This is a genomic window from Amycolatopsis cihanbeyliensis (genome assembly GCF_006715045.1).
Taxonomy (GTDB): Bacteria; Actinomycetota; Actinomycetes; order Mycobacteriales; family Pseudonocardiaceae; genus Amycolatopsis; species Amycolatopsis cihanbeyliensis.
This window is the reverse complement of sequence record NZ_VFML01000001.1, coordinates 4,507,402-4,521,584: the sequence shown is the minus strand read 5'-3', so window position 1 is coordinate 4,521,584 and position 14,183 is coordinate 4,507,402. Positions and strand designations below refer to the sequence as shown.

At 70.1% G+C, this 14,183-nt stretch carries 11 protein-coding genes; 2 read left to right on the top strand and 9 right to left on the bottom strand.

The features are described from left to right. Window positions 1-141: 141 nt before the first annotated feature. Window positions 142-1,581, top strand: a complete 1,440-nt coding sequence (gndA, locus tag FB471_RS20580) for an NADP-dependent phosphogluconate dehydrogenase (protein WP_142000044.1) — start codon at window positions 142-144, stop codon at window positions 1,579-1,581. Window positions 1,582-1,628: 47 nt separating this feature from the next. Here the strand turns inward: gndA and FB471_RS20575 are convergent, their stop codons facing one another. The 7 genes from FB471_RS20575 to FB471_RS20545 form a co-directional block, all read right to left on the bottom strand. Further along, a complete protein-coding gene (locus tag FB471_RS20575; protein WP_142000043.1) occupies window positions 1,629-2,399 on the bottom strand; it encodes a S1 family peptidase in 771 nt (256 codons plus the stop codon). A gap of 103 nt (window positions 2,400-2,502) precedes the next feature. Next, entirely contained in the window at window positions 2,503-3,705 is a 1,203-nt protein-coding gene (locus FB471_RS20570) for a cation:proton antiporter (RefSeq protein ID WP_142000042.1), read from the bottom strand. Between the two features lie 55 nt (window positions 3,706-3,760). After that, window positions 3,761-5,269: a vanadium-dependent haloperoxidase gene (locus FB471_RS20565; RefSeq protein WP_246076502.1), complete on the bottom strand. Its 1,509-nt coding sequence runs from the start codon at window positions 5,267-5,269 to the stop codon at window positions 3,761-3,763. Between the two features lie 145 nt (window positions 5,270-5,414). Next, on the bottom strand, window positions 5,415-6,035 hold the full coding sequence (locus FB471_RS20560; protein WP_170220879.1) for a response regulator: 621 nt from the start codon (window positions 6,033-6,035) through the stop codon (window positions 5,415-5,417). Continuing rightward, window positions 6,032-7,189: a GAF domain-containing sensor histidine kinase gene (locus FB471_RS20555; protein WP_170221014.1), complete on the bottom strand. Its 1,158-nt coding sequence runs from the start codon at window positions 7,187-7,189 to the stop codon at window positions 6,032-6,034. The genes FB471_RS20560 and FB471_RS20555 overlap by 4 nt, the downstream gene beginning before the upstream one ends. An 87-nt stretch (window positions 7,190-7,276) precedes the next feature. Further along, complete coding sequence (locus tag FB471_RS34605; protein ID WP_211358081.1) at window positions 7,277-8,914, bottom strand: peptidoglycan-binding domain-containing protein; 1,638 nt, start codon at window positions 8,912-8,914, stop codon at window positions 7,277-7,279. Window positions 8,915-8,935: 21 nt separating this feature from the next. Next, complete coding sequence (locus tag FB471_RS20545) at window positions 8,936-10,720, bottom strand: glycoside hydrolase domain-containing protein (RefSeq protein ID WP_170220878.1); 1,785 nt, start codon at window positions 10,718-10,720, stop codon at window positions 8,936-8,938. A 237-nt stretch (window positions 10,721-10,957) separates the two neighbouring features. On the opposite strand from FB471_RS20545, the gene FB471_RS20540 reads away from it, so the two are divergent. Continuing rightward, complete coding sequence (locus FB471_RS20540) at window positions 10,958-11,923, top strand: peptidoglycan-binding protein (protein WP_142000040.1); 966 nt, start codon at window positions 10,958-10,960, stop codon at window positions 11,921-11,923. 102 nt (window positions 11,924-12,025) lie between these two features. Here FB471_RS20540 and FB471_RS20535 read toward each other — a convergent pair whose 3' ends face one another. After that, window positions 12,026-13,207, bottom strand: coding sequence for an ABC transporter permease (locus FB471_RS20535; protein WP_142000039.1), 1,182 nt, complete (start codon window positions 13,205-13,207; stop codon window positions 12,026-12,028). Further along, on the bottom strand, window positions 13,204-14,133 hold the full coding sequence (locus FB471_RS20530) for an ABC transporter ATP-binding protein (RefSeq protein WP_142000038.1): 930 nt from the start codon (window positions 14,131-14,133) through the stop codon (window positions 13,204-13,206). Before FB471_RS20530 ends, FB471_RS20535 begins: the two co-directional genes overlap by 4 nt. Window positions 14,134-14,183: the final 50 nt, after the last annotated feature.

The following is a 14,183-nucleotide window of genomic DNA, read 5'->3' as shown; positions in this document are numbered from 1 at the left end:
CCACGACACCCCACTCTCGCAACAAAGGAATCACAGGGCTCCAGACATTACCTTTTCGCGTCCCGGAATTCGAGCCCGCCACCGGCCGGCGATAGTGTGCGAGCAAGGCTAGCTGGACAAGGCGGAGGAGGCTGGCAGCGCATGAGCGACAAGGCGAGCATCGGCGTGACCGGGCTTGCGGTGATGGGCCGCAACCTGGCCCGCAACCTGGCGCGGCACGGGCACACCGTCGCGGTGCACAACCGTTCCGAGCAACGCACCAGGGATCTGGTCGAGCAGTTCGGCGCGGAGGGCGAGTTCCGGCCCACGTACTCGGCGCGCGAGTTCGTGGACGCGCTGGAACGACCTCGGCAGGTGGTCATCATGGTCCAGGCCGGCGCGCCGACCGACGCCGTGATCGAGGAGTTCGCGCCGCTGCTGGAGACCGGTGACGTGATCGTGGACGCCGGGAACGCGCATTTCGCGGACACCCGGCGCAGGGAAGCCGCCCTGCGCGAGCGCGGGCTGCACTTCGTGGGCACCGGGGTCTCCGGCGGCGAGGAGGGCGCGCTGCACGGGCCGAGCATCATGCCGGGCGGGTCGGTCGCCTCCTACGAGTCACTCGGCCCGCTGCTGGAGGACATCTCGGCCAAGGTCGAGGGGGCGCCCTGCTGCACGCACGTCGGGCCGGACGGTGCGGGACACTTCGTGAAGATGGTGCACAACGGCATCGAGTACGCCGACATGCAGCTGATCGCGGAGTCCTTCGACCTGCTGCGCGGCGCGCTCGGCTACGAACCCGCGCAGATCGCCGAGGTGTTCCGGACCTGGAACACCGGCCGGCTGGACTCGTACCTGATCGAGATCACCGAGCAGGTACTCGCGCACACCGACGCGGCGACCGGCAAGCCGTTCGTGGACGTGGTGGCCGACCAGGCGGAGCAGAAGGGCACCGGCCGGTGGACCGTGCAGATCGGCCTCGATCTCGGCATCCCGATCAGCGGGATCGCCGAGGCCACCTTCGCCCGCTCACTGTCCGGCCACGCCGACCTGCGCGCGGCGGCCCGCGGCCTGGCTGGACCCGCCAGGACGAGGCTGTCCGGGGCCGAGGCCGAGCGCTTCGCGCGGGACGTGGAGCAGGCGCTCTACGCCTCCAAGGTCGTCGCCTACGCGCAGGGCTTCAACCAGATCCAGGCGGGCAGCGCGGAATACGGCTGGAACGTGGACCTCGGCGCGGTGGCCTCGATCTGGCGCGGCGGCTGCATCATCCGCGCGAAGTTCCTCGACGACATCCGTGCCGCCTACGCGGCCGAGCCGAACCTGCCGACGCTGCTCACCAGCGGCGAGTTCCGCAAGGCGGTGGAACACGGTCAGGACGCCTGGCGTTCGGTGGTGTCCACCGCGACCCGGCTCGGCATCCCCACCCCCGGTTTCTCCACCGCCCTCGCCTACTACGACGCGCTGCGCGCCGAGCGCCTGCCGGCCGCGCTGGTCCAGGGACAGCGCGACTACTTCGGCGCGCACACCTACCGGCGGGTGGATCGGGAAGGAACCTTCCACACCGAATGGGCCACCGAGGAACGCCGGGAACGCGAGACATGAGCGCAGGGGCCGTGCGCACCCGGCGCACGGCCCCTGCTCCCCCGTGCTCAGGTGCCGGTCTGCCGGCCGATCCAGTCGGCGTAGGCCGGCGCGGAGGTGTAGATCGACGGCCCGGTCGCGCAGACCGGGTCGCCGTTGCCGCTACGGCTGGTGACACCGATCAGCTCCCAGCCGCCGGCCGCCTGGACGACCTGCGGGCCGCCCGAGTCGCCGTAGCAGGCGCCGGCGTCCCCACCGGGGTTGTCCGTGCACAGCTCGGTGCCGCCGTCGATGCCCGAGCACTCCGTGGCCGTGAGGACCTGGGTGTCGAGTTGCTGAAGCTGGACCGGCGCGCCGCACTGGCCACGCTCCGGGCAGGTCTGGCCCCAGCCGAGTAGCCGGGACTGCGTACCTGCGCCGGTGCCGCTACCCAGCGAGACGGGTGCCGACTCGGCGGGCGCGGACAGCTTCACCAGCGCGATGTCGCCGCCGGCCCCGGTGGGGTCGTAGTCCGGGTGGACCACGACCTCGGCGGCCCGCACCTGCTCGCCGCCCTGGGTACGGTCGTTGCTGCCGATTCGCCCGGTGATCGAGCCGGGGGAGCTGCCGTCCACGCAGTGCGCGGCGGTGAGCACCCACTCGGGCTCGATCAGCGAGCCACCGCAGAAGTGGTTGCCGCTGTTCTGCAACGACACCACGAACGAGTATTCCTGGTCGGCGTCCTCGCCGCCGACGATGAAAGGCGTGACGTCAGCGTTCGCCGACCCGGCCCCGACGGCCCCGGCCAGGGCGCACGCGGCACCCGCGACCAGGCTCACGGCCAGAGAACGTGCCCACATGAGCTACCTCTCCTTCCAGGACCCCGCACCGGGGACCTGTTCGGACGGTAGGCGCGGTTGGTGAATTGTTGACACCCGCCGAAAGTTCCGACTTGACCGGCAGTCAGTCCGATTTGTCCGGACCGGCCTTGCCGGTGGGCAGGTTGTCCGGCGGTTCCACGCGCAGGGCCCGCGCGACCGGAACGTCGGTGGACGAATGCAGCACAATGGACAGCGCGATGGTGACCGCGACCAGGTCGAAAACCGCCTCATTGGACGGAATGCCCGATTGCAGCGCGAGCAGGCCGTACACCACCGAGGCGAAGCCCTTGGGCCCGAACCAGGCCGCGGTCAGCCGCTCTCCCCTGGTCAGCGCGGTACGGCCCAGCGAAAACAGCATCGCGGCGGGTCGGATGAGCAGGATCGCCAGTACCGCCAGCGCCCACTCGCCGAGGCCGAGATGGGACAGCCGCTCCGGCGTGATCAGCGCCCCGAACACCAGCAACGCGGCGAACTTGGTGATCTCGGACAGGATCTCGCCCAGCGGTTCGAAATGCTCCACCGCGACCTTGTCCATGGTGGCCAGCGCGGAACCGGCGACGAACGCGGCGAGGTACGGGTTGGCGTGCGTGAGGTGGCAGGCCGCGTACAGCATGACGGCGATCGCCAGCGGCCCCAGTGCCTGCAGCCGCGGTTCCGCGGTGAGCAGCCGTAGCCGCCAGGCCAGCGTCACCAGCACCGGGATCGCGATCCCGAGTGCGAGGCCCAGCCCCAGCTCGATGCCGACCGTACCCAGCTCCGAGGGCTCGTGCTCCACGGTGGCCAGAAAGATCAGCACGAACGGCAGGGCGAGCCCGTCGTTCAGGCCGGACTCGACGTTGAGCAGGCGGCGCAACCGCAGCGGCACGTCCTTGCGACCGACGATCGCCGCGGCGAACACCGGGTCGGTCGGCGCGAGGATGGCGCCGAGTAGGAAGGCCGTCGGCCAGTCCAGACCGGCGAGGAAGTGCGCGGGTACCGCGATGCCGACCATGGTCAACGGCATCGCGAGACCCAATGCCCGCCCGGAGAGTCGCCAGCTCTGCCGCAGCGCGGGCAGGTTGGCCCGCTGGCCGTCGGTGAACAGCACGGTGAACAACGCGATATCGGCCAGCGAGGTGACCAGCGGATCCCGCGCCCCGATCTCGACGAGGCCGAAGCCGCCCCCGCCGATCAGCGCGCCGGCCAGCAGGAACAGCAGCGCGGTGGACAGGACGGTCCGCGCCGCCACGCCGGACAGCGACACGCTGATCAGCAGGACGACCCCGAAAGCGAGTACCAACTCCACCGGTCACTCCCCGCAGCAGGACACGTTGTCCGGGGAAAGCTACCGGGCAAACAGGTCAGATCGTGATGCGGGTTCCGTCGAAGCGGGTCAACCCCAGCGAGGCGGTCTCGTTGGTCACCCGCAGGTGGTCACGCAGCACACCGATGGCGACCGCCTCGCCGAGCTGGATCGACTCGGAGTAGTCGGTTCGCCAGTGCACCCCGGCCATGTTCCGGCCGATCGAGATGTTGGCCGCCAGCTTGTCCAGCTCACCACCGACCGTCAGCCGGTCGGCGTCCCGGCCGGTGTATGGCTGGAGCCCGGTGCCCTTCGCGTCCGGCACCACCGGGTCCGGCAGTACCCAGGACTCGTCGAACCATGCCTTCAGCACGGTCACGCAGGCGCCGGCCACGGTGGCATGGCCCGCACCGTAGGCGGGATGCATCGGCGAGCCCTCCGGGAACGCCTGCGGCAGCAGGAAGGAGCCGAACTTCTCATGGGTGAGCTTCACCGCCACCGAGTCCAGGATCTCCCCGTCGATCATCGGGTAGTCCCGCAACCCGGTCAGGTGCGCATGCACCCGCCCGCCGAAGGCCTCCGGGCGGAGCCTGCGGTGCACGAACCACTTCTGGTGCCAGACCGCCTTGAGCGCGCGGGTCGCCACCTCGGTCACCAGGGACAGCACCGCAGGCGGACCGTAGGTACCGAATCCCTGTTGGTTGCCCGAGTGCTGGTAAGGGTTCCCGCTGTCCACATCGGCCCCGAGGTCGAGCAGGATCAGGCAGGCGTTCAGATACGCCTGGTACAGCGCGTCGAAATGCACGTAGTTCGCAAGGTCACGCGGGGTCCGCAGATACCTTCTTTCCTTTTTGGACGGCTTGGGCACCGGGACGTCCAGGCCCCGCTGCACATCCAGCCAGCTGTCGAAGTCGCAGAGGAAGTCCTTGCCCTCGGGCACCGTATCGTTGAGCTGCGGGACGCACAGCGTGCCGTACCGGATGTCCCGGAACAGGAACTGCGAAAGGTAGGGGCCGCGCAGGTCACCCCGGGTGTCCCCGCGGAAGAGCAGCGCGGGCGTGACCTCCCCCTCGTCCCTGGGCGCGCGGTAGTCGCTCAGGTCGCTCAACTCGGCCGCCGCCTTGCAGGCGAGCGGGTGCCGGTCGAACTCGGCGAACGGCACGTCCCGGCACAACGCCATCCAGTACACCTCCACCGCCTCGGCGGAGTTGCGCGCGCTGTCGATGCGCGGCGCGGGCGCGATCGTCAGCGCCTGCGGGTCCGGACCTTCCACGGCGAACGCCAGCCCGGCCTGCGGGTTCACGAACGGGCGGGCCTTGCGGACCCCCTGCGGAACGCGTTCGAAGTCATCCGGCCTTCCGGTGGACAGCGCTCGCAGCAACGCCTGGTACGCCGCCGGCTCGACCTCGCCCACCTTGTCGTGCGGCAGCCCCTTGCTGTAGTTCGCGACGAACCCGGAGAAATCACTTTCCTCGCCGTTGTTGACCTGATCCGGCCAGGGCAGGCGGGTCAGTGTTTCCGCGGCCGCGACGCGCTTCTGACGTGCTTCCATGGCGCGATCACTCATCGTGCTCCCCCTCAAAAATTTACCCCGTTTGGCCGGTAGAATGCGGCCGTTGTCACCACGTATAACCACACTGTGAGATCAAGTAATCGGCCATTCGGGTGACAACCGGTCACGTCAGCCTAACGAGTGCCCCACTCCGAGGGCCTCAGAGCAGGCCGGCCTCGTTCGCCTTGCCGATGGCCTCGACCCGGTTCCGCGCACCCAGTTTGTGCAGCGCGGCCTGCAGGTAGGTCTTCACGGTGTTGCGGGTCAGCCCGGTCGACTCGGCGATCTCCGGGTTGGTCTGGCCCTGCGCCGCCAGCCGCAGTACCTCGTACTCGCGGCGGGTGAGCCCGCTGCGCGCCAGCGCGTCCGAACGGTGCTCGGCGTCCGGCAGGATCCGCGGGTCCACCACCCGCTCCCCGCGCAGCACCCTGCGCAGCGCGGCCACCAGGTCGGTGCCCGCCATGTCCTTGAGCAGGCACCCGCTGGCGCCGGCGTCCAGCGCGGCCAGCACGCCCTGATGATCCCCGTGCGCGGTGAACACCACGACCCTGGTCGGGGCATGCCGCTGCCGCAACCCGGCGATCACCTCCGGGGCGAGCATGTCCGGCAGCCGCAGATCCAGCAGCACCACGTCCGGCCGCAGCCTGCCGACGCGCTCGAGCGCCGAGCGGCCGGACTCGGCCGCTCCCACCAGGGACAGCGCGGGGTCGGAACGCAGCAGCAGGGTGACACCGTCGCGCACCACGGGGTGGTCGTCGACCACCATGACCTTGATGTTCACCTGGCCACCCGCGCCTCGACCTCGGGCAACCACGCGCGCAGCGTGCACCCACCGTCCTCGTCCCGCACCAGGCTGACCTTGCCACCGAACCGGGCGACCCGCTCGGCCAGCGCGCGCACGCCCATCCCGGTACTCGCGCACTCGGCGGGCTCGCCGGTGCCGTCGTCGGCGACCATCACCTGGACGCCGCCCTCGCAGGGGCCGAGGCTGACCACCACCGAGTAGGCCCGCGCGTGTTTCTCCACGTTCAGCAGTCCCTCGCGGACCACGGCGATCAGCGTCGCGGTGCGCTCGGCGTCCAGCGGCGGCACCGGGGCCAGTTGCACGAACCGGGCGGACACCCCGCACCGCGCCTCGAAGGAGCGGCAGTGCTCGGACAGTTCCACCGGCAACGCCCGCTCCGGGGTGGACTCGGACAGCGCCAGCAGGGCCTCGCGCAAGGCACTGGAGGCCGCCGAGACATCGGATTCCAGCCTGCGCAGGCGCAGGTCCAGTGCCGGATTGTCCTGAATGGACTCATGCAGGTCGCGAACCTGCGCGCCGATGGAGAACAGCAGCGCACCGACCGAGTCGTGCAGCGCGCTCTGCATCCGCTGCCGCTCAGCGGCGACGGCGTTGTTCCTCCCGGACTCGGCCAGCGAGGCGACCCGCAGCGCGGTTGCCGCCCGATCGGCGATGCGCTCCACGGTCCGCACGGCCTCGTCCCCGAACTCGACCCGCTCCCGCATGGCTGCGTAGGCGATCGCGACGGTCTCCCTGCCGCTGCCCTGGTCGCTGATGATCGGCACGGCCAGCATCGCGGCCAGCCCCTCGCCACGGACCTGCGCGTCGAACTGGTGTGTGATCGCGGGCGAGCTGACGTAGTCGCTGACCCGCACCGGCTCGCCGACCGCGAGCACCCGGCCGCCGATCCCCTGCCCGGCCGGGACCTGTAGGTTCTGCAACGAGCCTGTCCTGGTCCCGGACAGCCATCGAATCACCGCCTGGTCCGGACCGTTCAGGTCGGCGACGAATCCGGTGTGCACGCCGAGTGACTCCCGGATCAGCTGCGCGGTCCCGTGCAGCGCCACCACCCGGTCCAGCACGGTGAGCAGGTCGTCGTGCTCGCGAAGGAGCCCGTCGAGCACATTGCTCTGCTCGACGGCCCGCTCCATCGCGATGCGCTGCTCGGCAGCCACCCGCACACCTTCGCATACCAGCGACCGGAGGTGGTACACCCTCATGGAGAGGGGCACCGACGCTCAGTACGTGTTGTACCCGGTGGCCAGGCGTTTCTCCCCGGACGGCAGCGAGCACCGGCCACCGCCGGCATTGGTCAGCCCGTCCGGGCTGAGGTCCCAGGTCGGCAGGTTCCTGGTGCCCGCGTAGTTGCGCCCGAGGTCGTTGCGGAAGAACCGGTTGTGGTATGAGGCGCACTGCCGCGAGGTGCCGGGGTTCTTCCGCTTGCAGGCCGCGTCGCAGAACTCGCCCCGGTAGTGCGCCGAGCGCCCGGTCCGGATGAACGTGTTGTGTTCGAAGCTGTTGTAGTTGCTCTCGTTCCGTACCTTCACCGGATCGCCGGACACGCGCTCGAACTTGTTCCGCTCCACCACGTTCGACGAACTGTAATGGGTGATGTACAGCCCGTGGATCAGGCCGACCTGGTTACCACTGTTCTCGATGTTGTTGAACGCGTTGTTGGTGATCCGGTTGTCCGAGGAGTTCGTGGTCAGGATCGCGCCGTAGCCGGTCTTGCCGGGGGCGTGCCGGTTGCCGATGTTGCGGAAGTCCATTCCGAACACCGAGTTCCCGTTGACTCCCTCGCTCGGCTTGATCCGCCAGCCGTTCTCGTCCTCGTACTTGCGCGGGGTCTGGCCGTCGAAGGACAGCCCGTTGGTGTAGTTCTGCACCCGCAGGTACCGGAAGTCGACACTCGTGTCCCCACCCTCGTACAGCGGATCGTCCGGATCGGACGGCAGCATCACCCGGAACCACCAGCCCGGCCGGTAACCACCGCCGTCCCGCACGTTGGTGAACACCGGACGGCCCGCGATATCACCCGCGTCGTCGCCCGGCCGGTAGTCGATCGGGATGAAGGAGACCGAGTGGCCGGGAACATAGAACCGCCAGTCGGTCTGCGGCGCCACGTAGGTGCCCTGCCGGATCCGCACCTCGACGTCGGTGTCCGGGTTCGCCTCGGCCAGCACCCGCTGCGCGCGGTTCAGGGTCAGGATCGGCTCGGACACGCTGAGCCCGCTGTTGGCGTCCGAGCCACCGGCGTTGGCGGGGGCAAGGAAGACCCGGAAGGCGTCGCTGGGCGGGTTCCCACCGGAGACGCCCTTGCCGGACTGGAGTGCCGCCCAGGTGTTCGGCCCGACGACCCCGTCCACGCCGAGCCCCCGCGAGGACTGGTACCCCCGCACCGCCGACTCGGTATTCGGCCCGAACAAACCATCCATCGCCAGGTCGGCCGACAACGCCGCGTTCAACGCCCGCTGCACCCGCGACACCGCCGCACCCGAAGCACCGTCCCGCAACAACGGGGTCGTGCCCGCCGACAGCAACGCCGTCCAGGCACGCGCGCCGAGCTCACCGGAGGAGGGGAGGCCCTTCGCGTCCTGGTAGTCCCGCACGGCGGACACGGTGCCGGTGTCCATGCTGCCGGTGGCGGCTCCGGAGTAGTGCCCGGCGTCGTGCAGCAGGCACTGGGCCGCAGCCACCTCCGCACGGCTGTCCCCCGCCCGCAGCACCGGGTAGGTCCGGTAGTCCGTTCGCACCCCGGAGCAGTCCGGTGCCGCGGCCTCCTGCTGGGCATGCGCCTGCACCGGCGTGGCGAGCACGGCCAGCGCGGCGCCCGCCGCCACCGCACGCCATAGCTGTCTGTACCGGAGACGTCTCACGGCTGGTCCTCCTCCGCTCGATCACTTGCCGGACTGCAGCGCGGCCCAGGTGTTCGGCCCGACGACCCCGTCCACACCGAGCCCCCGCGAGGACTGGTACCCCCGCACCGCCGACTCGGTATTCGGCCCGAACAGGCCATCCACCGTGAGCCCCGCCGACCTGGCCGCGTTCAACGCCCGCTGCACCCGCGACACCGCCGCACCCGAAGCACCGTCCCGCAACAACGGGGTCGTACCCGCCGACAGCAACGCCGTCCAGGTATGCGAATCGACCTCGCCGGTGACGCTCAGCCCGACCTTGCCCTGGAACTCGCGGACCGCCGACATGGTCGGCTCGTCCAGCTCCCCGGACGGGTCGCCCTCGCCCATCTCGTGGCCCGCCGCCCGCAGCAGGCACTGCGCCGCGGTCACCGGGGCGCCGGTGCTGCCCGCGGACAGCGCGGGGTACTCGGAAAAGTCCAGCCGGGCGGTCACGCAGGGGTCGGGCTCCGGCGGGTTGCCCGCCCGGACGTCCAGGTAGTTGCGGTCGATGTTGATCGACACGCCACCGTGCCGCTCGGTGATCGGCCCGTGGTACTGCTTGATCCGCTGCCCGTTCGCCCACTTGCCGTCGTCGAGGTAGCGGCCGAAGTCGGTGTCGGCCGAACCGTTCCACCACGCGCCCCAGATGTGGTCCGGCAGCGTGTAGCGGGTGCTGCCGTGATGGTCGTTCATATCGGAGACCCCTGAACCGCCGCTGGAGTAGAAGCCGGAGAGGTAGCCGTGCTGGTGCAGCCGCTCGGTCCAGCCGCTGGTGTGCGCCAGCACCGCGCCGCTGCAACTGCTGGTGCGCGAGTAGGCCTCGATATCCAGGTAGATCGCGGTGCCCTCGCCGAGCCCGAGTCGTTTGGCCGCGGCCACGGCCGTGTTCGCCTCGGCCACGCCCTGCTGCTTCGCGGTCGCCTGGTTGCTGGAGAAGCGGCTGCGGTAGTCGGTGCACGGCGCCTGCGGGCCGACATGGATCGGCATCAGCCGCCAATCCCTCCCCACCTGCCTGCTCACCCAGTTCGCGGTGAGGTTGCCCTGCCCGCAGGCGCGCATGTTGCCGCTGATGTAGACGCCGATCGCCTGGTACGGCGAGGAACGCCAGGCGTCCATCGCCGAGCTGGAGGGTGCGGCGCAGGCGTCGAAGCCCTTGCCCCGGTACGTGCCCGGCTGCGCGGCCACCGCCGCGACCGCCTCCGCCGAGGCCGGTTCCCTCGGCAGCGATTCCGGGGTGGCCGCGCCGCTCAGGGAGGCGGAACGCAGCACCTCAGCGATGGCGGCGCCGTCTGTCCCGTTGTGCACCGCGGTGGCCAGCACGCCCGCCGCCTCCACCGCGAGTTCGAAGCCGCCGTCCCGCCAGGCGGCTCCGGCCGGGTCGAGCGCGGCCGAAGCGGGTGCCGCGGTACCGGGCCGGGCCCGCGCCGGCACGCCCTCGGCCGCCGCGATGGTCGCGGGGTCCAACGGTTGCAGCAACAGGCCTGCCCGCCTTCCGACGGCGTCGCCGGCGCAGGATGCCTGGTCACCGGGACGACCGAGATAGACCGTGGGGGTGTCGAAGCGCACGCAGGCGTCGGGGCGCTCGGCCAGGTCGACCACCCGCCAGGTCGGCGGCACCTGCACCACGTAACCCCGGTAGTCGACGGTCCTGGTGTCCACAGTGTCCACAGTGTCCACAGGATCCATGGGGTCCACGGGGTCCGTGGCCTCGGCGGTGCCGCCGAGCAGGCAGGCACCGGTGAGCGCTCCGGCGAGCAGTCCGGTGACGGCACGGGGAGTCCGCATCGCATTCCTCCTTCTCACCACCGATTCCGAGCCCGGGACGCTCGGCGTCGCCGACCCTAACCGCGGGCAAAGGCCACAACCAGCAACGTGGGACCTGTTTCCCGCATATTCACTCAAACGAACCCGGTACCAACCCGGACCTGCCGTTTCGTCCATGCGATACGTAGAAAAGTTGGGGTTATTTTGGCTTTTCGAGCACCCTTGAGCCCGGCATGGGGGACGTGTTCCTTTCCGGGTATGCGACGATTTCTCATTCCGGTCGTTGGCGTTGTGGTCGGCGCGCTGACCGCCCTCGGCCTGCCCGGCGCGGCCGGCGCCGCGGCCTCCCCACTGTCCCCGGTACCCACGGTGTCCGCGGCCTCCTGGCCGCTGGTGCAGGACGGGCACCAGGGCACCAACGTGCGGACCGTGCAGCACCTGGTGACCCAGCACGGCCACACCACCGCCGTCGACGGCATCTTCGGTCCCAACACCGAGCGCGAGGTGCGCGCGTTCCAGCAGGCGGAGGGGCTCGCGGTGGACGGGATCGTCGGCCCGAACACCTGGGCCGGGCTGGTCGTCCCGGTCGCCGAGGGCAGCACGGCGACCCACGCCGTCGAGGCGGCGCAGGAACAGCTGAACAAGCACGGCGCCGACCTGCCCGTGACCGGCAGCTTCGACACGGCGACCGGTACCGCGGTCCGCGACTTCCAGGACGAACACGGGATCGACCCCACCGGCACCGTGGACACCGCCACCTGGCGTGAGCTGATCGCCGGGGTGGGCGCGGTCGGCGGTTACTCGCTGCCGCTGGACCGGAGTGCGCAACCGCGTAGTGCCTACGCCGCCTCGCACCACGACTACCCGGCGATCGACATCCCGGTCTGGAGTGGACACTCGGTGTACGCCGTGAACGGCGGCCGGGCGGTGAAGATCGACCAGGGCTCCCGCGGTTGCGGCAACGGCGTCCAGGTCACCGGGAGGGACGGCGGGGTCTACACCTACTGCCATTTCCGCTCCCCGGCGGTGGCCAGTGGCGAGGTCGAGGCGGGTCAGCTACTCGGGTACTCCGGCACCAGTGGCAACTCCAGCGGGCCGCACCTGCACCTGCAGATCAAGCGGAACGGCACGCTGGTCTGCCCGCAACGGCTGCTGCTGGCCATCTACGACGGCGACACCGTCCCTTCGATCGGTTCCCTCCCCACCTCCGGCTGCACCCACTGAAGTGCCCTGAACGTGGCTTTCCGGACGTAAGACGCCCTGAACGTGGCGTTTGAGACATCTGACGTCTCAAACGCCACGTTCAGGGCTTTTCCCCGGGGCGGGTCAGGTGGTGCGGAGGGCGTCCCGGAACTTGACCTTGGCGCCGGTGCGCATCACGGCGTTGCGGTAGATCCGGCCGGCGAGCCAGATCAGTGCCGGGATCATCGCGGCCACCAGTGCGAGCGCCAGCGCGGCCTGCCATACCGGTACCCCGCCCATCGCCAGCCGCATCGGCATCAGCGTCGGGGCGAAGGCCGGGATGATCGACATCGTCTCGGCGAGCGAGTTTCCGGGGTCGCTCGGCAGGACGGAGATGCCGACCACCCAGCCCGCGATGATCAGCATCAGCGGCGGGGTGACCGCGCCGCCGACATCCTCCTGCCGGGAGACCAGCGCGCCCAGCGCGGCGAACACCATGGCGTAGCAGAAGAACCCGAGCAGGTACCAGACGATGAGCCAGGTCACCGTACCCGCGGCCGCCGAGATGGAAAGGGTCAGCGTGCCCGTGCTCAGCCCGGAGACCACCCCGACGATCGCGATCGCGGCCATCTGGAGCAGGCCGATCGTGCCGATGCCGAGCACCTTGCCCGCCATGAGCTGCCACGGCCGGATGGTGGACAGCAGCAGCTCCACCACCCTGCTGGTCTTCTCCTCGACCACGCCCTGCGCGACGAGCTGGCCGTTGATCAACACCGACATGTAGATCAGGCCGCCGACGATGATGCCGATGACCAGCTGCTCCGGCCCGTAGTCGTTCGGCGCGTTGATCGGTCGGACCTGCACGGCAGCCTCGGCCACCGCCGCGTTCACCCGCGCCGGATCGCCGCCGAGGCCGGTGATCTCCTGGTTCAGCGCGAGCTGGCTGGCCAGCACGTTCAGCGCGGTGCGCAGGTCGCGGTCCAGATCCTGGTCGACGACCACCTCGACCCGGCTGCCGTCGCCGACCAGCAGGGCGTCCAGCTCCCCGGACTCGACCCGTTCCCGGCCCGCGGCCTCGCTCGCGACGGTCGGAGTCTGCACGGTCTGGCCCACGGTGGTCGCCGCGGCACGCATCGGCGCGGCGAGACCGCCGTTCTGGGCGGTGACACCGACCGTGGCGTCCGCCCCACCGCTCCCGCTGATCAGCTTCATCACCACGGTGAAGGCGACGATCAGGATCAGCAGCAGCATGGTGGTGATCACGTAGGCCTTGGAGCGCAGCCGCGTGCTGATCTCCCGCGCGGCCACGAGGAGGATGGAGTTCATGCCGCTCTCCCTTCGCTCGCGCCGTTCTCGGTGACGACGTTGCGGAACAGCTCGGTCAGGCTCGGCTGCCTGCGCGCGAACTCGCGCACCGGAGGGGTCTCCATGGCGGCCGTGAGCACGAGCTGGTCATCGGCGCCGGGGCCGAGCTCGAGCACGGACTTACCGTCCTCGTAGCCGACGGTGCTGACCCCGGCGATCCGGTCCGCCCAGCCCCGCGGCGCCAGCGGGGCGTCCACCACCAGCCGGGTGTTGCCGCCGGAGGACAGCTCGGCGACCGTGCCACAGGCCACCATCTGTCCACTTCGGACGATTCCGACCCGGTCGCACAGCCGCTCGACGAGGTCGAGCTGGTGGCTGGAGAACACCACCGGCGTGCCCCGCGCACACTTCTCCTTGAGCACGGCACTCATCACGTCCACCGCCACCGGGTCCAGCCCGGAGAACGGTTCGTCCAGCACCAGGATCTCCGGGTTGTGCACCAGCGCCGCGGCGAGCTGCACCCGCTGCTGGTTACCGAGGCTGAGCTTCTGCACCTCGTCCTCGCGCCGCTCGGCCACGCCGAGCCGCTCCATCCACGCCCGCGCGGACCGCTGCGCCTCGGACCTGGACATGCCGTGCAGCCGTGCCAGGTAGATCAGCTGCTCGGCCACCTTCATCTTCGGGTACAGCCCGCGTTCCTCCGGCATGTAGCCGATGTGCCGCCGGTTCTCCAGCGTGATCGGCCCGCCGGCCCAGCGGACCTCGCCGGAGTCCGCCGACAGTACGCCGAGCGCGATCCGCATCGCGGTGGTCTTGCCCGCGCCGTTGCTGCCGACGAACCCGAACAGCTCACCCGCCCGGACATCGAAGGTCATCTCGCGCAGCGCGACCACCGATCCGTACCGCTTGGAGATCCGGTCGATCTCCAAGCGCTGGTCCTGTCTCATCGTTCCTCCCCATCTGCTGATGCTTAAAGTGATATCACTATGCTATGGTT

Excerpts from the sequence above, each read along its gene's own strand:
- FB471_RS20565 (WP_246076502.1), bottom strand. The coding sequence starts at position 5,269 with ATGAGTGATCGCGCCATGGAAGCACGTCAGAAGCGCGTCGCGGCCGCG.
- gndA (WP_142000044.1), top strand. The coding sequence starts at position 142 with ATGAGCGACAAGGCGAGCATCGGCGTGACCGGGCTTGCGGTGATGGGC.
- FB471_RS20555 (WP_170221014.1), bottom strand. The coding sequence starts at position 7,189 with ATGGAGCGGGCCGTCGAGCAGAGCAATGTGCTCGACGGGCTCCTTCGC.
- FB471_RS20535 (WP_142000039.1), bottom strand. The coding sequence starts at position 13,207 with ATGAACTCCATCCTCCTCGTGGCCGCGCGGGAGATCAGCACGCGGCTG.
- FB471_RS20575 (WP_142000043.1), bottom strand. The coding sequence starts at position 2,399 with ATGTGGGCACGTTCTCTGGCCGTGAGCCTGGTCGCGGGTGCCGCGTGC.
- FB471_RS20545 (WP_170220878.1), bottom strand. The coding sequence starts at position 10,720 with ATGCGGACTCCCCGTGCCGTCACCGGACTGCTCGCCGGAGCGCTCACC.
- FB471_RS20540 (WP_142000040.1), top strand. The coding sequence starts at position 10,958 with ATGCGACGATTTCTCATTCCGGTCGTTGGCGTTGTGGTCGGCGCGCTG.
- FB471_RS20530 (WP_142000038.1), bottom strand. The coding sequence starts at position 14,133 with ATGAGACAGGACCAGCGCTTGGAGATCGACCGGATCTCCAAGCGGTAC.